At 43.6% G+C, this 23,084-nt stretch carries 18 protein-coding genes; 14 read left to right on the top strand and 4 right to left on the bottom strand.

Going from position 1 to position 23,084, the window contains the following annotated elements; genetic code table 11:
- Positions 1 to 45 precede the first annotated feature (45 nt).
- The 5 genes from DN53_RS12420 (at position 46) to DN53_RS12400 (ending at position 5,372) form a co-directional block, all read left to right on the top strand.
- Positions 46 to 402 carry a hypothetical protein gene (locus tag DN53_RS12420; RefSeq protein WP_129654608.1) on the top strand — a complete coding sequence of 119 codons (357 nt, stop codon included), beginning with the start codon at positions 46 to 48 and terminating at the stop codon, positions 400 to 402.
- A gap of 4 nt (positions 403 to 406) precedes the next feature.
- Positions 407 to 1,312 carry a helix-turn-helix domain-containing protein gene (locus tag DN53_RS12415; RefSeq protein WP_129654607.1) on the top strand — a complete coding sequence of 302 codons (906 nt, stop codon included), beginning with the start codon at positions 407 to 409 and terminating at the stop codon, positions 1,310 to 1,312.
- Between the two features lie 56 nt (positions 1,313 to 1,368).
- Positions 1,369 to 1,938 carry a Crp/Fnr family transcriptional regulator gene (locus tag DN53_RS12410; RefSeq protein WP_129654606.1) on the top strand — a complete coding sequence of 190 codons (570 nt, stop codon included), beginning with the start codon at positions 1,369 to 1,371 and terminating at the stop codon, positions 1,936 to 1,938.
- Positions 1,939 to 2,018: 80 nt separating this feature from the next.
- On the top strand, positions 2,019 to 2,990 hold the full coding sequence (locus DN53_RS12405; protein WP_129654605.1) for an aldo/keto reductase: 972 nt from the start codon (positions 2,019 to 2,021) through the stop codon (positions 2,988 to 2,990).
- A gap of 666 nt (positions 2,991 to 3,656) precedes the next feature.
- Positions 3,657 to 5,372: an FAD-dependent oxidoreductase gene (locus DN53_RS12400; RefSeq protein WP_129654604.1), complete on the top strand. Its 1,716-nt coding sequence runs from the start codon at positions 3,657 to 3,659 to the stop codon at positions 5,370 to 5,372.
- A gap of 19 nt (positions 5,373 to 5,391) precedes the next feature.
- Here the strand turns inward: DN53_RS12400 and DN53_RS12395 are convergent, their stop codons facing one another.
- Both DN53_RS12395 and DN53_RS12390 read right to left on the bottom strand, forming a co-directional pair.
- Positions 5,392 to 6,468 carry a zinc-binding dehydrogenase gene (locus DN53_RS12395; RefSeq protein WP_129654603.1) on the bottom strand — a complete coding sequence of 359 codons (1,077 nt, stop codon included), beginning with the start codon at positions 6,466 to 6,468 and terminating at the stop codon, positions 5,392 to 5,394.
- Between the two features lie 12 nt (positions 6,469 to 6,480).
- Positions 6,481 to 7,062, bottom strand: coding sequence for a helix-turn-helix domain-containing protein (locus tag DN53_RS12390; protein ID WP_129654602.1), 582 nt, complete (start codon positions 7,060 to 7,062; stop codon positions 6,481 to 6,483).
- Between the two features lie 170 nt (positions 7,063 to 7,232).
- Here DN53_RS12390 and DN53_RS12385 point away from each other — a divergent pair, with 170 nt between their 5' ends.
- From DN53_RS12385 to DN53_RS12345, 9 genes are all read left to right on the top strand, one after another.
- Entirely contained in the window at positions 7,233 to 8,504 is a 1,272-nt protein-coding gene (locus tag DN53_RS12385) for a DUF5690 family protein (protein ID WP_129654601.1), read from the top strand.
- A gap of 175 nt (positions 8,505 to 8,679) precedes the next feature.
- A complete protein-coding gene (locus tag DN53_RS12380; RefSeq protein ID WP_165357417.1) occupies positions 8,680 to 9,591 on the top strand; it encodes a metallophosphoesterase family protein in 912 nt (303 codons plus the stop codon).
- 201 nt (positions 9,592 to 9,792) lie between these two features.
- Positions 9,793 to 11,850: a glycoside hydrolase family 20 zincin-like fold domain-containing protein gene (locus DN53_RS12375; protein ID WP_129654599.1), complete on the top strand. Its 2,058-nt coding sequence runs from the start codon at positions 9,793 to 9,795 to the stop codon at positions 11,848 to 11,850.
- A gap of 162 nt (positions 11,851 to 12,012) precedes the next feature.
- A complete protein-coding gene (locus DN53_RS12370; protein WP_129654598.1) occupies positions 12,013 to 12,543 on the top strand; it encodes an RNA polymerase sigma-70 factor in 531 nt (176 codons plus the stop codon).
- A gap of 81 nt (positions 12,544 to 12,624) precedes the next feature.
- Positions 12,625 to 13,623: a FecR family protein gene (locus tag DN53_RS12365; protein WP_129654597.1), complete on the top strand. Its 999-nt coding sequence runs from the start codon at positions 12,625 to 12,627 to the stop codon at positions 13,621 to 13,623.
- A 177-nt stretch (positions 13,624 to 13,800) separates the two neighbouring features.
- Positions 13,801 to 17,250 (top strand): SusC/RagA family TonB-linked outer membrane protein, encoded by a 3,450-nt coding sequence (locus tag DN53_RS12360; protein WP_242502134.1) that lies wholly within the window; start codon positions 13,801 to 13,803, stop codon positions 17,248 to 17,250.
- 18 nt (positions 17,251 to 17,268) lie between these two features.
- Positions 17,269 to 18,657, top strand: a complete 1,389-nt coding sequence (locus tag DN53_RS12355; protein ID WP_129654595.1) for a RagB/SusD family nutrient uptake outer membrane protein — start codon at positions 17,269 to 17,271, stop codon at positions 18,655 to 18,657.
- 47 nt (positions 18,658 to 18,704) lie between these two features.
- Positions 18,705 to 19,643 (top strand): glycerophosphodiester phosphodiesterase family protein, encoded by a 939-nt coding sequence (locus tag DN53_RS12350; RefSeq protein ID WP_129654594.1) that lies wholly within the window; start codon positions 18,705 to 18,707, stop codon positions 19,641 to 19,643.
- A gap of 13 nt (positions 19,644 to 19,656) precedes the next feature.
- Entirely contained in the window at positions 19,657 to 20,613 is a 957-nt protein-coding gene (locus tag DN53_RS12345; RefSeq protein WP_242502133.1) for a glycerophosphodiester phosphodiesterase family protein, read from the top strand.
- A gap of 155 nt (positions 20,614 to 20,768) precedes the next feature.
- Here the strand turns inward: DN53_RS12345 and DN53_RS12340 are convergent, their stop codons facing one another.
- Positions 20,769 to 22,097, bottom strand: a complete 1,329-nt coding sequence (locus DN53_RS12340; RefSeq protein WP_129654593.1) for a Gfo/Idh/MocA family protein — start codon at positions 22,095 to 22,097, stop codon at positions 20,769 to 20,771.
- A gap of 28 nt (positions 22,098 to 22,125) precedes the next feature.
- Positions 22,126 to 23,082 (bottom strand): formylglycine-generating enzyme family protein, encoded by a 957-nt coding sequence (locus DN53_RS12335; RefSeq protein ID WP_129654592.1) that lies wholly within the window; start codon positions 23,080 to 23,082, stop codon positions 22,126 to 22,128.
- Positions 23,083 to 23,084 lie beyond the last annotated feature (2 nt).

Here is a 23,084-nt window from a genome sequence, read left to right as displayed (position 1 = left end):
ACCAAAAGAATACATAGTCTATATAGTTATTAATACTACAATTAAATGATAAAAAATATTATTTCATTACTGCTTTTGGGCATATCGGTTTTCCTTTCGCTAAAACATGGGCTGGAAGCTTTCCCACCCATTGGTGATCGACAATTAAAGATACTGGGAGAACTTGGGATAGATGTTGCTCTTATGCCTTATTTTGGTGTCTTTTCAATAATTATCGGTCTCATGCTGTTGTGGCCCAGAACATTTGTTTTGAGCAACATTTTGCATGCACTGGTAATCGTTCTGTTAATTGTACTTGCCTTAAAAGCTGGGAACTATACGCTGCCATTGTTGGAAATACCGTTTTTGGCTATGCCTTTGCTACTCATTTATCTTAAATATCCGTTCAATATAAAATTTTAGAAATATGGAGAAAAATACACCTATTAGAATCGAATCCATTGCCATGGTACACAAAATACGTGGGGTTGCGCCGCCTGCACACCCCCTTATCAGTATATTTGAGGCTGGCGTGATCGAAGGGGCCAAGGACATTACCGCAGTCTTGGATTTTTACATGATTTCCTTGAAACGTAACTGTAACAATCTCAGCTATGGACAGCAAAAATATGATTTTGATGACGGGGTAATGGGTTTTGCTGGACCTAACCAGATTTTGAGGGGACAAGAGCATGAACCCGGATATAATCCTAAAGGTTGGATGCTATTGGTGCACCCGGACCTTTTGTGGGGGACATCCTTGGCCAAAAAAATCAAGAAGTATGAATTTTTTGGATATGCAGTGAACGAGGCCTTGTTCCTATCGGAAAGGGAAGAGGCCATCATCAATGGCATCGTGGACAACATTAAATATGAATGTAATGCAAATATTGATAATTTCAGCCAAGATATCATTGTCTCCCACCTGGAAACCTTATTGAATTATGCAGAGCGCTTTTACCAAAGGCAATTCATTACCCGTAAGGTGACCAATAGTAGGATATTGGATAGAATGGTGGAAGTCCTGGACGATTATTTCAATCGGGAACAATTGTCCCTTAAAGGGTTGCCAACAGTTCAGTATCTTGCTGACAACCTTAATGTTTCGCCCAAGTACCTGAGCAGCATGCTCAAACAATTAACCGGACTAACTGCACAGCAGCATATCCATGAGAAATTGATCGAAAAGGCGAAGGAGCAGTTGTCCACAACAGATTTGTCCGTGAGTGAAATTGCCTTTGAACTTGGATTCGAGCACTCCCAAAGCTTTAGTAAATTGTTCAAGACAAAAACAAAACAGAGTCCGAGCGAGTTTAGGGCGAGTTTCAATTGACCAACTTTTTGCGAAAAATCAAATGGTCTGCAGCGAACATTGGGTAACTTCGAAGCATGGAAGAATTCCTGGATTTTATTTTACGATTTGGCAATCTGAACCAACATCAAATTGAGTTGATCTCCAAAAAAGCGGAGATTATCAGGCTTCAGAAGGATGATTATTTTTGGGAAGCTGGAAAACCAATCAACTATGTCGGGTTCACAAAAAAAGGAATCCTAAGGGTGTATTATTACAACAACCAAGGTGAGGAAATAACACGTTATTTTATAGCGGAAGAGCTTCTGATTTTATACGGAGCGAATGCTGAATCAAATTATGTGCCCTCAGAATATCTGCAGGCTATTGAAACATCGGAACTTGTAGTTTTCTCCAAAAGCGACTGGAAAGAAATTTCAGAAACCATAATTGGATGGGATGGCATTGTTCAAAAGATTGTGGCTAAACAGCAGCGCGAGAAATTGGAGAGAAGAAGCCCTTTGGTGGAACAGGATGCCCAGTTGCGCTACCTCGATTTTTTGCAAAAATTCCCCAATCTGGTCAATCGAATTCCTTTATCATACATTGCATCCTATTTGGGCATTACCCAGTCTACCTTGAGCAGGGTGAGAAAAAATATGAATTAGAATTACTTTTTGCTTTATGTCAAACGTTCCCATTTTTTAAATGGCAAACTTCGTGCCCACAATAATTAAAATATTAAAAAATGGAATTAAGAAAATTAGGCAATGTAGGATTGGAAGTATCCGCAATAGGATATGGCTGTATGGGGTTGAGCTTCCCAGGTGCCCCGACCAAAGAAGCATCGATTCAATTGATACGGCAGGCAGTTGAACACGGAATAACCCTCTTTGATACTGCCCAAGCTTATGGGAACAATGAGGAGTTGGTCGGTGAAGCCCTGGAGCCACTACGAAACGAGGTGGTTATTGCCACAAAATTTGGGTTTAAGGAGGGTAACCCAAGAATGGGGACCGACAGCCGTCCAGAATCGATCAGGGCATCCATTGAAGCTTCACTAAAAAAGTTGAGGACCGATTGTATCGATCTATGTTATCAGCACAGGGTGGATCCAAATATCCCTATTGAAGATGTTGCTGGTACCTTAAACGATTTGATACAAGAAGGAAAAGTGAAGTTTTTTGGATTGTGTGAGGTGGATTCAGAAACCATTCGAAAGGCACACGGGGAAACACCTCTTTCCGCTGTACAAAGTGAGTACTCTATGTTTTATCGAGAACCCGAAAATGAAGTTTTGCAAACGTTGGAAACCCTAGGAATAGGTTTGGTACCCTTCAGTCCATTGGGAAAAGGATTTTTGACAGGGACAATTACACCGGACACCGAATTTAATGATTTGGACGCAAGGAACCACGCTCCCCGCTTTTCAAAGGAAAACAGGAAGACCAATCAAGATTTAGTTGGTTTGGTGGTTGATGTGGCAAAAAATAAAGGAGTTGCCCCGGCCCAAATTGCCATTGCCTGGCTTTTGGCTCAGAAACCTTTCATTGTTCCTATTCCAGGTACATCCAAATTACACCGTCTTATGGAAAACATTGGAGGTTCAAGAATAGTATTGACCACCGGAGAACTTGAAAATATAACGCAAATGTTGGATGCAATCGAGGTAGTGGGAGATCGTTACCCCAAACAAATCCAAGGCAAAATCGGTAAATAGCTAAATATGACGTCATCAAGGTGAATGGGGTGGATAATGGGACCCACTAAAAACGGATAGTTTGAACCATCTTATCTTTTGCTACAGATGAATGTAGGTCAGTTACTTATATGCGATTTCCCCATGCTCAATTTTTTCCGTTTAAAGTGGTGTACTATGTCCGTTTTTTTCAGGTCTTGTGGAAGAATTATCCTAATAATCGTAGTTTCTGCATACAGTCCCACGGATGGAGATTATTCTGGCAAACGGTGGAACAAGCAATGTCAAAGCACTGCTATCATCAAACAAGGAGGAAGGACATCATAATCTGTACTAGCCATTACTTTATTAAGATTGTCAGATTAAGTCTTAACTATTGCACTTAAAATGCCTTGATGGATTTAAAATCAAGCACTTCTAATATGAAATGATTTATTGATAATAATTTCAATATCTTCTTTCAAAAAGTTTGAATTCTGTCCTGTTAAGGTCACTAAAAACTACACGTTTGAATTTGAAAAGCCTGAGACATTTGTCTCAGGCTTTTTTTATAGCTTTTAATGGGTTTTTCTTTGGATGCCCTTCTGATCCCCAATTGATTTAATACAAACTCGGTGGTGGCCAACTCTTCAGAAAGGTATTTTTGACTATATTTCGTAGGATATATAACCCCACTTAAAGCGAAATATGAAGAGACGAAGTTTTTTGTCCTCGGTTTCTGCCGGAACTAGCGGAATATTACTGGCGGGACCTATGGTTTCCAATGCAAAATCACCCAAACAAGCTCATACTTTTACAGCGGCCAAGGAATTGAAGGCTGACGTGGTCATTGCTGGGGGCGGATTGGGAGGCTGCGCAGCAGCTTTGGCAGCTTGTAGAAATGGGCTCAAGGTCATTTTAACCGAAGAAACCGATTGGATAGGTGGTCAGGTATCCCAGCAGGGTGTCCCCCCGGACGAGCATAACTGGATAGAAACCCATGGAGCTCCTGCTTCTTATCGTGAATACCGAAATCGAATCAGGGAGTATTATAAGCGAAACTATCCGCTCACGGCGGATGCAAAAGGTCGTTCCCATCTGAATCCCGGGGATGGTTCAGTCTCACGAATTTGTCATGAACCCCGGGTAACCGTGGAGGTTTTGACGGAGATGCTGCTTCCTTTTATCAGTTCCGGAAAATTGACGCTTCTGACTGAACATAAGATCGATGCTGCCGACGTTACCGGTGACGATGTAAAGTCCATTCAAGCCAAGGATTTGAAAAGTGACCGTACTCTGGTTCTTCATGCCCCCTATTTTATAGATGCCACGGAATGTGGGGATTTACTCCCACTCACAGGCACCGAATATGTTACTGGGACGGAGTCCAAAAGTCAGACAGGGGAATTGCATGCTCCAGAAGTGGCCAATCCCAAAAACAATCAGGCATTTACCTTGTGCTTTGCGATGGACTACCAACCCGGGGTCAACAATATTATCGATCGGCCAAAGGATTATGATTTTTGGAGCAACTATGTTCCTCAAATGGATACACCTTGGGCTGGCAAATTACTGGAGTTGAACTATTCCGATCCCCGGACGCTGAAACCCAAAAACCTGGGATTTCATCCCGAAGGAAAGAAAACCGGGGAAATGCTCAACCTTTGGTTATATCGTAGGCTCATCAGCAAGGCGAATTTTGTTTCGGGCACGTATGACGGGGACATCACGGTGGTCAACTGGCCGCAAAACGACTATTTTATGGGCAACTTAATCGATGTCAGCGAAGAAGAATTTCAAAAACATGTGGATGGCGCACGGCAACTCAACCTTTCTTTATTTTACTGGCTTCAGACGGAAGCCCCAAGACCTGATGGGGGACAAGGATGGTCAGGTTTACGACTCAGAGGGGATGTGATGGGCACCGAAGACGGTATGGCCAAATATCCCTACATCCGCGAGGCCAGAAGAATCAAAGCAGAGTTTAGGGTACTGGAGGAGCATGTTGGTGCGGAAAACCGCCGAATGGTGGCAGGGAATGATGCGGGGAAAACCTCTGCCGATTTTTACGATAGCGTCGGAACCGGATACTACCATATTGATTTACATCCTAGCAATCAGGGAATCAACTATGTGGACTTTGGGTCATTGCCTTTCCAGATTCCTCTGGGCGCATTGCTTCCACAACGAATGAACAATTTACTTCCAGCCAATAAAAATATTGGTACCACCCATATTACCAATGGCTGTTTTAGACTGCATCCTGTGGAGTGGAGTATTGGAGAGGCAGTTGGGATGTTGGTGGCTTTTGCCCAACGGAAAAATGTACCACCTCGAGCGGTTCGGGAACAGAAAAATCTACTTGTGGAATTCCAGGATTGGATCAGGACCCAGGGTCTTGAAACCCATTGGCCCAAGGGTTGATGGGAACGGTCATCCGTTCTTACGGGTGGATGCCCACCCGATAGTAAGTGCCATTATGGGCCAATTCAAAGGCATCATCCAATTGATGCAGTGGAAATTCAGCGCCCACCAATTCCCTAAAGGGGTATTTCTTGTGGTTCTTGGATAAAAAATCAATGGCAAAACGCAAATCGTCATGGGCGTAGTTGTGCAACCCTTTCAAGGTTAAAAGTTTTCGAACCATATGTTCCGCATTGATGGCCAAGTCCCGTTGGGTATACACTGCACCGACCATGACACAAACCCCTCCAATATTCAAGATGTCCATACTTTTTTCAATTGCGGAGGGAACACCACTGGTCTCAATCACTACATCGATTCCCCCTTCTTTTGCGATAAGGTCCAGCACTTCGGAGGCTGTCAAGACAGCATCCAATCCTATGGAGGCTCCAAATTTTTTACTATAGGTGAGCCTTGATTCGTCCACATCCATGGAGAAAACAGTTTTTGCTCCCAATTCCTTGGCCATGGCACAGGCTGAAAGGCCCAACATGCCAACGCCGTTTACCAGAACATTTTTTCCGTTTAAATCACCCGCCAAGCGCATGGCCCCGGCCATGGTGGCATGTGTACAGTTCAAGGGGGCGGCTTCCTTTTGACTCAGGTTTGACGGCAATTTAAAAAGTGTGGACCCATGCCTTAAATGGCAATGGGTGGCAAAACCGCCGTTCAATGGGTTGTGGCCGGTCATGGGTTCGTGTCCGTACTTAAAAAGGTCGCCGGACTTTTGCGGAATACCCTTTTTGGCCATAGGATCGTTTTTGTCATGGGCATACACCGACCAAGTGACCCGATCCCCAATCTGAAGAGATTGACCATGGTAATCTTGGATGCCTTCTGTAGGTATTTTTGCGATGGTTCCCATGATCTCATGCCCCAAGATACTGTGGCAAGCGCCCCCTCTTTTTCCGTAAAAGGTGTGCAGGTCGCTGGTGCAGATGGTGGTGTAATCGATTTGGATGAGGGCTTCATCGGTATTCAGCTCTGGCAACTCCATTTGAATTTGGGAAAACGGTTGTCCGACCGCTTCAAAAACCATTGCTTTTGCTTTTGACATGATACGATTTGATTAAAGTTCTGTGATAAAATAAACGACCAATAAAATGGCCTCCGACTCCAGATTGTTCTTGGGCACGTGGGGCAGGCGACCATCAAAGTATAAGGAGTCGCCTTCCCGTAAGTGGAATATTTTCTTGTCCAAAATGTAATTGATATCCCCTTTTACCAAGAAGATGTATTCAAAACCGTCCGTGGTCAATAGTTCCCGTTCAGCATCTTGGCTAAGGGTCAACAATGAAACTTCCAATGAAATACCGCTCAGGCTTTGGGTTAGAATGTTCTCATACCGAAAGCCAATGGAATCCTCTTTGGTGATTTCGGTATAGTCTTCCCTCTTATGGAATATATAGCCCGGAAAATCAGTGTTCATGGACATGTCCTCAAAAAAGGCGTTGAGGTCTACTTCCAAAGTTTTCAATACACGGAGTAAAGTAGGGAAGGTGGGGTATACCCTGCCATTCTCTATTTTGGACAACATGGCCATGCTTATTCCGGATTTTTCCGATAATTCCCCAAGCTTCCACCCCCTGCCCATTCGTAGGTTTCGAATCTTGGAGCCCATGTGCTTTAAAATGTGTTTACCCTCGTCCACCTGCTAAAATTTTCATCAAAGGTAAATTGAAATATTTTCTTTATAAGAAATAAAATTTATCATAAAGAAAAATTAATGGTTGTTTTACATTTACTTCACAGGAAAGAAAAAGTCCAAACCTATTTTTGATACATCCTAATTTCGTAAACCTTAAAGATTGAAAAAATGCCATGGCAACACAAATGATCAGTAAAAAATGGTTGCATACTTCTTGGTTGATGGTAGCCGGATTTCTGTGTTACACAGGGATGTATGCCGTACGGAAGTCCTTTTTGGCCGGGCAGTATGTGGATTTGGCCTTGGGTTTTAAGGCCGATCCCAAGACCGTATTGGTCATTAGTCAGGTGTTGGGGTATATGCTTTCCAAGTTTATTGGTATCAAGATGATTTCGGAGATGGAGTCTTCAAAACGGGTACGGTGGTTGATTGGCTTAGTGGGTTTTGGATTGGTAATGCTTTTGGTGTTTGCCATGCTGCCCCCACAATTAAAGATCATTGCACTTTTCTTGAACGGCCTTCCTTTGGGAATGGTCTTTGGAGTGGTTTTGTCCTATTTGGAAGGGCGGAAGAATACCGAGTTGCTTGCCGCGGCTTTGAGTGCCACTTTTATTTTTTCGACAGGTTTGGTGAAAACCGTAGGGGTGATATTGATCCAGGAATATGGAATTGATGAATATGTTATGCCCTTTGCAACTGGCTTGCTGTTCTTTCCCATTTTTTTACTGTCCGTTTGGATGCTCAATCGCTCCAAAAAACCCAGTAGTGAAGATATGGCGGAGCGTACAGAGCGTATGCCCATGGATGCCCAAAAGCGCAAGACCTTTTTAAGACAGAACGGGCTTGGATATCTGGGACTTGTACTGATCTATATATTTCTGACCATCATCAGGGATTTTAGGGACAATTTTGTGGTGGAGTTTTGGTCAGAACTTGGCTATGCCCAAGAGCCGGAGCTCATTACCCTTACTGAAATTCCAGTGGCCATGGTGGTATTGGTATTGGCCGCTCTGGGCATTCTTATCCGTAACAATCAACGGGCTTTTAATATGGGGATGTGGCTTACCTTGGCCGGTACGGCCACCTTGTTGTTGTCCACTTTTTTGTTTCAGGAATCCCTTATTTCTCCCATTGCTTGGATGATAAGTACCGGTATGGGGGTGTATTTGCCCTATATCCTGTTCCATTGTCTCTTGTTTGAAAGGTTGATTGCTTTGCTTCATTATAGGGGTAATGTTGGCTTTTTGTTCTATACGGCTGATGCTTTGGGGTATTTGTGCAGCGTGGCGGTCCTATTTTTAAAGGAGATTATGGACTACCGGGGTACCTGGACAGGGTTCTTTGTCTCCTTGAATTTTATTTCTGGGTTGTCCATAGCTTTTTTGGTGTTGATCACTATTTTTTATTTCAGGCGAAGGGTGTCTCAAAATAGAAGTCTGGCTTAAGTCATGCATGGGGTACGGATGTTGCATTATTTTGATTTATATTTCACTCAATAACAGTTGATTAGTTTATAAAGTTGAAGATGGAAAGATTATGGAAAAACAGATGAAGGGTATTACCCGTAGAGATTTTGTGAAGGGCACGGCCTTATCTTGCTTGGCTTTTTCGTTGCCAAACATGGCATGTTCAACTTTTAAGGGCCCGGCACCGGTGCGAATTGGTTTGATCACGGATTTGCACCAAGACATTATGCACGATGGATTGCAACGCATGGAGGCCTTTGTTGAAGATGTGAAGGTGCAACGGCCGCATGCCATCATGCAGTTGGGGGATTTTGCTTATCCCGGGGACAAGAACAAAGAGGTAATCCAACTTTTCAACAATGCTCATGAGGAAGCGCTGCATGTTATCGGTAACCACGATACCGATGCGGGATATACCACGGACCAATGTCTTTCTTACTGGGGCATGCCTGCTAGGTACTACGTGAAAGAAGTGAAAGGCATTCATTTCATTGTTTTGGATGGTAATGAGACAGGGTCGCCCACACATCAGGGGGGCTATCCATCCTATATCGGAAAAGAACAACAGTCTTGGTTGGCACAACAATTGAAAACCGTGGAAGGTCCCGTGATCATAATTTCCCATCAACCTTTGTTGGGGCCATCGGCGGTGGATAATGCCGAGGAAATACAAAGTATTCTTTCGACTGCAAAAGGGAAGATTTTATTTGCCATTAATGGGCATACCCATATTGATATGCTCTTGGAAAAGGATGGCATATCCTACCTCCATCTTAACTCTGCATCCTATTTGTGGGTTGGAGGGGATTATCAGCACCAAAGTTATACCGAAAAAATCCATGAAGATCATCCATGGATTTCCTACACCTGTCCTTATAAAGACTCATTGTTTGCATTTATGACCATAGACCCCGAGACGCAAACGGTCACGCTTGCCGGAAAGAAAAGTGAATGGCAAGGGGAATCACCTGCCGAATTGGGGGTTGGTAATTATTCTACCCTGACCATTGGCAATGAAATTGTACCAAGTATTTCTGATAGGAAAATCCTAAAATCAAAAGGATAAAAAAGGGATATTGGTCCCAGCTGTAGGGTTGTTGTTTCGAATGCTGTTGCAGATTTTAACTAAAAATTCCCAGAAAATTTTCCAATTTTCATGAGATTGCGTAGTTTTAAAGAAAAGATTAAACAAGTATTTTTCTTTTGAATACCTTTTTTTGAATATAAAAACTTGCGAAATCTTTCTAAATTTTAAAACTAGACGTAAATGATCAATAGAGTAGTGTACTGCCTGATGGCCGTGGTCATGGTGGCCTGTGGCGAGAAATCAACACCCTTGGGTGAATTTCACATATTACCTTCTCCCGATTCCTTTGAAATCTCAGGGGTAAGCAAGATTGAACCCCAGAACATCCAAACCTATGGGGGTTCTTTTACAACGGAACTCCAAATGAGTGAATACCTTAATTTGAAGGAACAGGCAGATGATGCAGATGTCACTATAACCATTGATGAAAATCTGGACACGAACGCTGAAGGGTATTCCTTGGTCATAGGGGAGGAAACCATTGAAATTGTTGGAAAGGATCAGGCAGGTGCTTTTTATGGAATGAAGACCTTGGAGCAGTTGATTCAGGATGCCAAAGATCAAGAGGTGAACTTACCCCTTGTTCAAATAACCGATGCCCCCAAGCTGGCCTATAGGCCCATCCATTTGGATGTAAAACACCACTTGGATACCTACGATTACTACCTCAAACTGATCAATGAGCTTGCCGATTATAAAATCAATGCCATCATTATTGAGATAGAGGACAAGCTTCAATATTCCAGAAGACCCATAGTAGGATCCAAAGATGCCCTATCAAAGGAGCAATGGAAGGAAATCAGTGCATATGCCCTAAAGCACAACATCAGGATCAGTCCATTGGTGCAAGGGTTGGGCCATGCATCTTTTGTCTTGAAGCATAAAGCCTTTGAACATTTAAGGGACGACCCTAAAAGTGACTGGGCCTTCAATCCCTTATTGGATGAAACCTATGAAGTGCAGTTTGATTTGTATAGGGACGCCTTGGAAGCTTTTCCGCATGGCAATTACCTACACTTGGGAGGGGATGAGGTACATACTACCGGAGGCAATAGCGGTAGGTCTAGCTTGGACTTGCAATTGGAGTGGTTGGATAAGGTTTCCCAATTTGCGGAGGAACAAGGGCGCATTCCAATTATGTGGGATGATATGCTGTTCAAGGAAGTAGGGGTGTATAGAACCATGCACTACGATGAGTACACCAAAGAACAGGTAGATAGTCTTTGGGCCGTCAAAGAAACCGATTTGAACCAATTTTTGGATGATTTTCCTAGAAACACCATCTATATGAGATGGAACTATAGGTCGCCCCAGATTTACGGTAACAAGAAGGCCATGAAATGGTTTGAAGACCATGGACTAAAAGCAATTGGGGCTACGGCAGGCCAAACCCGGTGGGTTTTAATGCCGCAGAATGAGAGCAATATTGAAAATATCCGAAGTTTTGCCCTAAGTTCCATTGACAATGGGTTGAATGGGTTGTTATTGACCTTATGGGATGACGATTCGCCCCATTTTGAACTCTACAAGAGGGGCATCTTGGCCTTTGCCGAATATGCATGGGCTGGTGATAAACGCTCAAAAGAAGAGTTTAAGGATGTTTTTCGTTTTCGATATTTTGGTGACACGGCCATGGATGGGGAGTTAGCCTTTATAGATAAGTTGGAAGATCCAGTGGACAAATGGAAAAATATTCTCTTAAAAGGAAATCAACGTAATTACTTAAAGACCATGGAATCTCCTTTGGAGAAAGGAGTGATGGATTTACCGGATGCAAACAACCCAGGCAAATGGACCGAGGCCAATTCGGAAAGAATAGCCCATGCAAAAGAAATCTCTGCCACGGGAGAACAGGTGTTGGGGGTTATAGATTCACTTTCCCAAGTTGCGGACAGGAACACCTATACTTTAGAGGTCTACAAAGAGGTAGCCGGTTTAGTTGTTTTTTCAGCGGACCTTGTCGAGGAACTGGCAATGGTGGATGCATTACCGTCTGTGGAGGAAAGGAAAAAGGGCTTACAGGGAATTCTTGCCCAAAAAGAGGCTTTTGCCCAATTGCGTAAGGGATTTGAAGGGGTGTATTCCAAAACCCGGATATTGCAGAAACCCAAAGACTATATTTTGGATCAGGACCACCATGTGCACCTGGCCAATCAATCCTTGAATTTTGATTGGCAGTTTTTGGCAGAAATGAAGTTTTTTGAAAAATTGGAAGGTACGATCCAATCCTTTGATTGACGGTGACTTTATGCGTATGGGAAATTCATGCCCTATAGGTGTTGATTTGATGGTTTTGGTGTTTTTGGGATGTATCTTGTTAAGGAATATCCCAAAAATTAAAGTTTAATTAATACTGCATTTAAGTATTCTAAGTAGTATTGTACCACATCACAAAACTATATGGATACCTCTGATGCCCACCTATTATTATTGTCCCAACAGGACAACGGACTTGCCTTCCGGCAGCTCTATGATAGGCATTGGAAGAGGCTCTATCTTTTTTCCCTTAAGCTTTTAAAGGACGAAACGGAAGCAAAAGATGTGGTCCAGGAAGTATTTTTTACACTGTGGTCCAAAAGAAAGGAACTCCAGATAAAGGATACCAAAGCATACCTGTTTGCTACCACTAAATATAGATGTCTGGAGTCTTTGAGACGGAAAAGGTTGGATACCACTTTTTTGGATAAGGCTCATGCTTTTTTTGGGGAAAACAATGTGGAAAAGGAGATATACTTCAAGGAAACCCAAAACACCTTGGCAAAGCGTATAGAATTATTGCCTTCCAAGACCCGCCAAATCTTTAAAATGAGTAGATACGATGAGCTTACCAACAAGGAAATCGCTTATCAATTGAATATTTCCACAAAAACGGTGGAGTATCATATTACACAGTCCATTAAGCAGTTACGGGGTGCTGTGTTGGTGTCCTAAATTTTTTTTAAAAAAAATCGAAATCTTTTTTAGGGTTCTACTTCATTTTTCCCTCTTATAGGGTAGAGGCCACAACGAAGAATGAACGAAAAAGAAATCAAACACCTTATCGATAAATATTTGGAGGGTAACTGTACCCAACAAGAAGAAGAACTTTTGGACAGGGTTCTTGACTCTTATGATGGTCAAGAAGAAGATGAGGTTTATTTTGATGGGGAAAAGGAAATCAAGGAAGAGATATACTTGGGCTTCGCAGAAAAGGCAGGAATTGTCCGGGAAGCCAAAAAAGCTCCCACCCCCTTTTACAATTACTTGGTAAAAGTGGCTGCTTCCCTCCTCATATTGGTCGGTTTGGGTTCGGCCGTCTATTTGGAGTCCAAGACACAGCCAGAGCAAGAATTGGCACAGTCGATTATTACCAAAACCACCGAATGGGGGCAAAGGAGTGATATTGTGCTGAGCGATGGCACCCAGATAACCCTGAACGCTGGTAGCAGTATTGAATTTCCAGAAAGTTTTGAGGGAGCCCCGGTAAGGGAAGTGACCTTGAACGGGGAAGCCTTTTTTGAAGTGGCCAAAAATCCAAACAAACCTTTTCTCATCAAAACCGAAGGAGTCACCACCAAAGTATTGGGAACTTCATTCAATGTAAATTCCTATGCCTTCAATGACCATATTTCCGTTACCGTGAAAACTGGAAAAGTACAGGTGCAGTCTACTTCAAAAAATGGTCAAGTGAACACGGTATATCTATTGCCCAACGAAAAGGCCGAGTATAGCAGGGAAAAGGATGTGATGACAAAGTCAAAACTGGACAACGATAATTATCTCGATTGGAAAAATGGTATCATCCGCTTTAATGATATTACGTTTTTGGAAGCCTCGGAAATGCTGTCCAGATGGTATGGCATTCATGTTGACTTTGAAAACAATAAACTGAAAAATTGCCATGTCACGGCACGGTACGAAAATGCCAAACTACAGGTGGTCCTTGAGAGTATCAAGTATGCCACCAAGGGTATGGATTACCAATATATAGATCAAGAAAATATCCTTTTTAAGGGTTTTTGCAAGAACTAACTAAATGAAAATAAAAAGAACAAAGCCTATGATATAAGACCCCTAGAACAAAAAAGCAGTCTGCGACACTTTGGCGAGGATCAACAGACTGCGGCCATTTAACGATTAAAAAATAACCATTAAACATTTTGTGAAGTTATGAATTCACTAACGATAAAACAATTTATAGCGTTGACAATGAAAATTTCTTTCCTTATTGTGATTGTTGCGCTTCTGAACCCAATTTTTGCATCAACGGTAAAAGCGCAGAAGTTGGACCAAGTTTCGGTCGATATATCGGTCAAAAATGCCTCGATCGAGGAGATTCTTAGCAATATAGAAGAACAAACCACTTTCAATTTTGTATACGGACGTGGTATTTCCAGATTAACAAATAAGTACAGTCTAACATATCGCAATGTTTCCTTGAGGTCTCTTTTGGAGTTGTTGGCCAAGGATGCGGGATTGGCGTTTAGGCGCATTGATGAGAACATCTCAATTGACAAAAGACCCAATGCCCCACAAAAAGTGGTGGAAGTAGCCTTTCAAGAGGTTACAGGTACGGTCATGGATGAAAATGGAGATCCCCTTCCGGGTGCATCGGTTGTTGAAAAGGGAACTATGAATGGAACGGCTACAGATTTTGATGGCCATTTCACGTTGGAAGTGGGTCCAGAAGCTATTTTGGAAGTCTCCTACATTGGTTACACCACCGAGCAAGTGTTGGTAACCGGGGAAAGCGGACTTATTGTTCAGTTACAATTGGCCTCTTCCGCATTACAGGAGGTGGTACTGATCGGTTACGGACAGCAGGCACGCGCCAAAGTGGTGGGCTCTGTTTCTGAAATCAAGAACGAGGAACTTGAAAATGTCACCGCTGCCACGGTAGACCAGCAATTGGCCGGAAAGCTTTCAGGGGTAATCGTTAACCAATCCAATGCGCAACCAGGGGCGGACTCCCAAATCATTATCAGGGGTACAGGTACCCTTACGGCGGGGACAAACCCATTGATTGTTGTGGACGGTTTTCCTTTGACAGAAGGCAGTGCCCTCAGCTCGGTGAATCCTAATGATATTGCAGAGATCAACATTCTTAAAGACGCAGCTTCTGCTGCCATTTATGGGTCAAGGGCTGCCAACGGGGTTATTCTGATCACGACCAAGGCTGGTTCCTTTTCTTCGAATCAAAAACCTGTGATTACTTTGGAAACCTATGGGGGTGTTCAGCAACAAAGTTCAGGGGTAGAATTGGTGGATGGCTATCAATTTGCCCAGTTCTTGACGGAGGCCCGCAACTGGGGCTATGTATCAAAAGACCCCGCCAACCGAAGTGAATCCGATCCCAATGCGGTACGGGTGACCAAGCTTATCAATGGAAAACAGATAGATGGGAGGGAATTGTTCTTACCAGAACTGCTGCCATACCTTAATGGTGAATCTGGCCTCATCAATACGGATTGGGTGGACGAAGGATTTAGGACCGCCCCCATTTCCAACTATGCACTTTCCGTTTCAGGAGGAAATGAGAAGACCAAATATTACACTTCCCTAGGTTACTTCGATCAAGAAGGAGTGGTTATAGGAACCGACTTTAAGCGCTATTCTGCTTCTGTAAACTTGGAAAGTAAGATAAATGACAAGATCAAATTTGGGATCAACCTTAAACCGTCTTACTCCATTGAAAATTCCGTGGATCAGGGGAGTCGTAGCAACGGTGTTTTGGGCTTGATTCCTTTGAATTTTCCATTCTATAGCCCTTATAAGGAAGATGGCAGCATAAATATCAGCGAACAATTGGTGAACGAACAACATGAAATAGAAGGAGTTCGAATCAATGGTACACCAGTTGAAAATCTTGTGGCGACATCTACCTTGGTGACGGACAAGAAACAGCGTTTTAGAACTTTTGGAAACTTGTTCTTGGACGCCAAGATCATAGAAGGGTTGACCTACCGATTGTCTTTGGGTGGTGATTACGATACCTATGTGAGGGATTATTACTACCCCATTGGAGTGGGGTCATATCGAACCCCGGCACCGAGGGCTGATGCCAACGCAGATCAGTACAAGCAGAACAAAGTCAATTACTTGATTGAAAATACCCTGACCTATGACAGGGATTTTGGCAAGCACCATTTTAACTTGTTGGGAGGGTATACTTTTCAAAAGGAAAGAACGGATTATACAAGGGTCACTGGAACAGGATTTGCCGATGATAATATTCAGAATATTGCAGGGGCCAGCGCCTATACGGCATCGGCCAGTATAGGAATATGGACCTTGGAATCGTATCTGGCACGTTTGCAGTACGACTTTGACTCGAAATACCTCTTCTCTGCGGCTATCAGACGTGATGGGTCCTCTAGGTTTGGTATCAACAACAGGTGGGGTAATTTCCCATCCGTTTCAGGAGGTTGGGTATTCAGTAGGGAGAATTTCTTCCCAAGCAACGATATCGTAAGTTTTGGAAAGCTTTCGGCTAGCTGGGGACAAACCGGGAACAATCAGATTGGGACCTATGGCTCTAAAGCTTTGGTAACTGACTCCAATTATGTGTTTGATAGTGGAATTGCCCCAGGGTATATTACCACTTCAGCACCGAATCCCGATTTGGGATGGGAAGTGGCCTCATCCTTGAACATTGGGCTGGATTTGGGTCTCTTCAACAATAAGTTGAACCTTAATATGGCCTATTACAAGACCAATACCAAAGATCTTTTATTGGATGTTCCTGTTCCTCAACAAACCGGATACGACAATGTTCTGGCCAATATTGGGGAAATGGAAAACAAAGGCTGGGAATTTCAAGTCATTGGTAATGGTTTTGCCATTGGAGAAGTAGGGATTGGATTCAATGCCAATTTTACTTCTTATGAAAACAAAGTATTGGCACTGGGCCCAGGTCAAGATAGAATTGCCACAGGTAGGGATCAATTGTTTGTGACCCAGATAGGCCATCCCATTGCGGAGATCTATGGTTACAAGGTCGATGGGGTTTTTAAAACACAGGAAGAAATTGATAGCTACCCCCATTTGGATGGAACCCTTACCGGGGATCTTAGGGCAGTGGATGTGAATGGCGATGGTACCATCAATGATGATGATAAAGTGGCCAAGGGCACTTTTGCGCCGGATTTTACATACGGCTTTGGGGCAAATCTGGATTATAAGGGATTCACCTTGAGCTTCAACTTTGTAGGGGTTGAGGGTAGAACTTTGTTGGATGGTGACTTAAGCTCACTGACCGAGGCTGGCGAAGGTTTTGCCTTGCCTACCACGTATTACTTCAACAATAGATACCATCCAGAGAACAACCCTGATGGATTTTTGGGACAGCCCAATTTTGGAAACTTTTCTAACTCCAGAAAGATTTTAAGAAGTTCTGTGACTGTGGAAGACGGCAATGGGGATTATTTAAGATTCAGGGATTTGCGCGTAGGATATAGTTTCCAGAAAAATTTCTTGGACAAGATCAAGCTGTCAAGCCTTCAAGTCTATCTCTCCGGGAACAATTTATTCACTTCCACAAAGTGGAGGGGCTGGAACCCAGACGGTACTTCAAGTGATATCCTTACCTCGGGATACAACACCGGTGGTAATTATCCTATAGCCAAAACCTACACCGTAGGCTTAAAAATATCTTACTAAAAAATCAAAGCTAGTACAATGAAAAAGTTTTCATACCTATTGATCGCTGTTTTGGCCATGGTCACAACAGCGTGCGAAAAAGAGCTTATACAAAATCCTAGGACCACCAAGGTTGCGGATAATTTTTATACCAATGAGGCCGAGTTGGAAGAAGCTGTAAATGCGGTTTTTGCAACCTTACAGTTCACTGGGGTGTACGATACCGCTATGCCTGCCGTGGGAGAACTGCCCGGTGAGGACGCCTATGATGAGACTCCTGCCAATGATGGAGGGGTGTACGGTATGTTGGATGACTTTAACGTGATACCCCAAAGTAGCCTAATAGCCAATGTTTGGGAAGACAGTTATAAAGGGATCCAAAGGGCCAATATTGTCATCAACCGTATTCAGGATATTGATTTTGAAGTTGGCGCCACCAAGAATACAAGGATTGGGGAGATGCTATTTATCAGGGCCATGCTCTACTTTAATTTGGTGCGCACCTTTGGTGATGTTCCCTTGGTGACCGATGAGGTGACCAACCCCCAAGAGTATTTTGGCCAAGTGCGAACTCCCGTTGGCGAGGTGTATTCACAGATTATTGCCGATTTGGACGAAGCCATAGATCTATTGCCCGTTCGGAATGATGGTAATAAGGGTAGAGTGGTGAAAACTGCCGCTCAGGCCTTATTGGGAAAAGTACACCTTACCCTCAAGGATTATTCCAGTGCCAGATCAAGTCTTTTGGATGTGGTAAGTTCCAATGTGCATGATTTGGTTGCGGTGGACGAGGTGTTTTCCTTGGAAAATGAGTTGAATGAGGAATTGATTTTTGTGGTACAATATGCCTCTGGGATCAATTCCAATAGTGAGGGTTCCGATGCCTATAGAATGTTCAATCCTACAGGACGACAAGATGGAGGGTTGGCAGGAACAAAGGGCCATGGAGTGTTAAAACCTGATTTTTATGCCTTGTATGCTGATGACGATGCCCGAAAAGGAATTTATGTCGGCGCCTTGGAGTCTGGATTGGCGTATACCAATAAAATTGCCGTTCCCTCTACCGTGGTGGGTGATTCAGGTAGTGATTGGGTGGTACTGCGTTATGCCGATGTATTGCTCATGCTGGCTGAAATTGAAAATGAAATGGACAATCCAGATGAGGCCTTATCCTATTTGGACCTAGTTCGGAACAGGGCCAATTTGGGCGACTACACTGGAGCAACGGACCAACAATCGGTCTTTGAAGAAATTGACCTTCAAAGAAGGTTGGAGTTGGTTTGGGAAGGCCATCGTTGGTTTGACCTTTTAAGGCAGGACCGCGCACAATCCATATTGGGTATAACGGATGTCAATAAGTTGTTGTTGCCTTTGCCGGCCAGTCAGATAGCGGCCGATCCGGCTTTACAACAAAATCCGGGATATTGATTTTAAATCCATCAATAAGAATTATGGACACTCATTGGTATAAAATTATGGGTTTGGTCATATGGTTTTTAGTGGTTAGTTTGCAAGGGGTTGTGGGCCAAGAGGCCCACCGCCCTGAAACTAGCAGAGCAGAGCAGATATTGCAGCACCTTAAAAACCCTTCCGAAGACTATATTGTGGTCATTTCCCATAGGGGGGATTGGCGGTATGCCCCGGAAAACTCCTTAATGGCCATTCAACGTTGCATCGATTTGGGTGTAGATGTCATAGAACTGGATTTTCGACTTACCAAAGATGGCCATCTGGTGGCCATGCATGATTACACAGTGGATCGCACTACCAACGGAAAGGGCAAGGTAAGTGAGCTCACCCTAGAGGAAATCAAAAGCTTTCGATTAAAGAATGCGGCAGGGGTAAGGCACTCAGGGCAACAAGTGCCTACTTTGGAAGAAGTAATGCTATTGGTCAAGGGCAAGATCATGGTGAATTTGGACAAGACCGAAAGTAAATGGGTTCGGGAAGCTTATGAGGTATTGCAGCGGACAGGTACGGTGGATCATGCCATTTTTAAGGGAAATGATGACGTAAAGACCATGCGGGATAAATATGGCAGTTTGATGGATAGCATCATTTACATGCCCAAGTTATGGCCGGAAAATCCAGATGTGAAAAACTTCCATCAAGACTATGAGGATGATCTTGACCCTTTTTACTATGAAACCATTTTTGATACCGAGGATGCCGAACCCCTTTATATTGCCAAGACGATCATGAAGAAAAAAGGAGATGGTTTTTTGGCCATTGCGCTTTGGGATGAACTATGTGCTGGAAGGACCGATGAAAAAGCCTTATTGGAAGGGCCGGATAGTGCATGGGGGTGGTTGTTGGAGCAAGGAGCCAACGCCATTATGACCGATCGTCCTGAGGAGTTGATAGGGTACTTGAGCGGCAAAGGACTCAGAAATTTTGACAGTTTAAAAGAGTAAATACCATAACCATATGAAAAAGTACATTTTTATTACCACAATGAGTTTGTTGGGCTTGGCAGGATGCGGGGAAAACAAAGTTCAAGAACAAGACAATGCTCCTGCAGAACAACAAATTGTGCAATCGGATGCAAACCCGGTTTCCATTGATGAGCTTATTGCCAATCTTGAAGATTCCCATAATGATCAAGTAATTGTGGTGGCCCATAGGGGAGATTGGCGAAATGCCCCTGAAAATTCCTTACAGGCCATTCAAAACTGTATTGATATGGGCGTGGACATGGTAGAGATAGATGTTCGGCAAACCAAGGACGGACAGTTGGTGTTGATGCATGATGTCACAGTGGATAGAACCACCACAGGGACCGGTAAAGTATCCGAACTGACTTGGGAATATTTACAGGGCTTGCAATTAAGGGATGGTATAGGGCACAGTACTCCCCATAAGATTCCAACCTTGGAAGAAGCCCTGGAAGTATGTAAGGGAAAAATCTTGGTAAATCTGGATAAGAGCTATGACATTTTTGATAAGTGTTTTGAGGTCATGGAGAAAACCGGAACACAAAATCAGGTGGTTATCAAAGGAGGTATTCCCTATAGTCAGGTAAAGGAAGAATTTGGTTCCTATTTGGATAAGGTGTTCTTCATGCCCATTGTTAGATTGAACGACCCCAAGGCCAAACAGCATATTGATGAATATTTGGAACAAGCTATACCAGTGGCTTTTGAATTTACCGTACCCCAAGATACCATTTCCCTTATTGGGGATTTCGATGACATTCGTGAGAAGGGAGCTTCTGTGTGGGTAAACTCCTTGTGGCCACAGCACAATGGGGGACATGATGATGAGAAAGCGGCTTTGGACCCTTCCGTGTATGAGTGGTTCTTGGAAAACAACATCGATATGATCCAAACAGATAGGCCACAGATTCTCATCGACTTTTTAAGAAGTAAGAACCTTCACAGATAATCAAGCGAGCACAGCAAAAGTATTGACCTTAGTTAGTTTGTTTGGTAGATGAAAAGGCGCAGTAATCAGCTAAGGCTGCGTCTTTTTTCAATTTAAAAAGCCCGGAAATGTTGGTTTCCGGGCTTTTTGTCTTATGATGAATAGGGGTTTATCCTTTAAACAACAATCGTCTTGCCGGGGATGGGAACAGGATACTTTCCTTCCGCATTGGGTTGGGTAGGAGGTTCGGAATTCCAGGTCATTTCTTCGGGTACCAGTCTAATTTCAGAATTAATGGCGTCATCCCAGTTGATGACTTTTCCACTATAGGTGGCCATTCTTCCCAAGATGGCGCTCATGGAGCTTTTGGCCCCATATTCCGCATTATTGATCACACCCTTGTTTCTGATGGAAGCAAAAAGCCTGTTGTGTTCCTCTTGATAAGGATTGTGTCCTTCGGAATTGGATATGGTCTGGATTTCGTTGCCCGAGAGGTCGAATAACTTTGCGGTCCCGGCGTCGTTGGTACTCACAGAACCTTTGGTTCCTTGGAACACCTCTCCAACCCTGTTCATGGTGTTGGGCTGATGGCGGCATTGACTGGCCACAACGGCCCCGCTGGGATAGGTGAACTCCACAAAGTGGTGGTCAAAAATTTCACCATGGTCCTTGCCATTTCTAACCAGTCTTCCTCCCATACCCTGTGCGGAAACGGGATACTCACCAATGAACCAGTTGGCCACATCTATATTATGGATATGTTGCTCCAAAATATGGTCGCCACATAGCCAGTTAAAGTAATACCAATTGCGCATTTGGTACTCCAATTCGCTCTGACTGGCCTCTCTTGGACGCACCCATACCCCGGCACTGTTCCAGTAGACTTGCCCAGATACAATTTTACCGATATCACCAGCTTTTATCCTTGCCAGAGTGTTCAAATAGTTTTCTTGGTACCTTCTTTGTAGACCCACCACAACATTGAGTTTTTTTGTCTCGGCCAATTTTGCGGTCTCCAAAACTTTTCGGATTCCTGGGGCATCCGTAGCCACAGGCTTTTCCATAAAGACGTGTTTTCCACTTTCCACCGCATAGGCAAAATGATAGGGCCTAAAACCTGGAGGCGTCGCCAAAATGACCACATCTGCCATATCTATGGCTTTTTTATAGGCATCGAATCCATAAAATTTATTGCGATCTTTGACATTGACCTTACCGGTACCTTCATATTTTTCGCTTAAGCTGCCAAGGCTACTGTTCAATCGGTCCTCAAAGGCATCGGCCATGGCAACCAGTTCAATATTATCATCGGCTTCCAAGGCTTGGTTGGCAGCGCCTGTTCCGCGTCCGCCACAACCGACCAAAGCGAGTTTTAGTTTCTTTTCGTTGAAAACATTGGCCATGGCCTCTATTTTCATGGTGGGCAATAGTAGCCCTGTGGAGAGCAGCGCAGTACCCTTCACAAAATTTCTTCGGGATTCTTTTTTGTTTTCTTGGTTTTTCATCTCTTAGATTTTTTCTTCAAATGGGTCGTTAATTTTTATGTATCCAGTATAGGTGATAGTCTTCTGGGGGTGGAGGGGTCATCGGCCGCACAATCCTGAAGCCCACAAAAGGGGCATCGGTATGCCACCATTTGCTGCGCGGAAACTGTGGGTCCCTTTGTTTCCAAAGTGGTTTTGATACTTTTCGCGAAGCACTTCGCAGCTCTGTAGCATCATCCTTGAATGAGCCTCCCCGTACCACCACCGGGTATTCTTTTTGAATAGGTTGAAAGTACGCGTTCTTGTCTTGGTAGGCATCAGGGGAATATTGGTCCAAAGTCCATTCGGCCACATTACCATAAATGTCGTACAACCCCCAAGGGTTGGGTTTTTTTTCACCAACCGGATGGTAGGTGTCATCACTATTTTGACTATACCAGGCATATTCTTCAAGGGTATCGCCCTCAAAAAAATAAGGGTCCTGGCTTCCGGCCCTGGCGGCATACTCCCATTCCGCCTCGGTGGGAAGTCGGTAAAAATGTCCCGTTTTGGCCGACAGCCATTCACAAAACTTGGAGGCGGCCAATTGGGTCACATTACCAATGGGAAGCCCGGATTCCGTACCCATTCCCAAACTCATGTCCACATAAGGAATGGTTGCCCCGGTCACGGCATCTACTTCCAGATTTACATCGGAACCTTTGTGTTCTTCCACAATTTGATCTATGCTGCGTTGAAGGAATAGATTATACAATTCCCAGGTTATTTCATATTGGGACATCCAAAAACCAGGAATGTCCATGTTTCGTTGGGGACCTTCGTCTGCATTTCTTCCATGTTCCCCATCAGGGCTTCCCAACATAAAAGTGCCTTCAGGGATGGCTACCATATCGATGCTTAAATCGGTCCCGGTAAGTGCTTGTACGTAGGCATCCTTGTCTTGTGCTTGTCCTAGATTTATCCCAAGGCACAAGAGTGTGGGAATCAAATATTTTTTAATGCTCATTA

The sequence above is a fragment of the Flagellimonas olearia genome (genome assembly GCF_004150225.1).
Lineage (GTDB): Bacteria > Bacteroidota > Bacteroidia > Flavobacteriales > Flavobacteriaceae > Flagellimonas > Flagellimonas olearia.
Note: the sequence above shows the minus strand (reverse complement) of the source record. Positions and strands in the feature narration are given on the sequence as shown.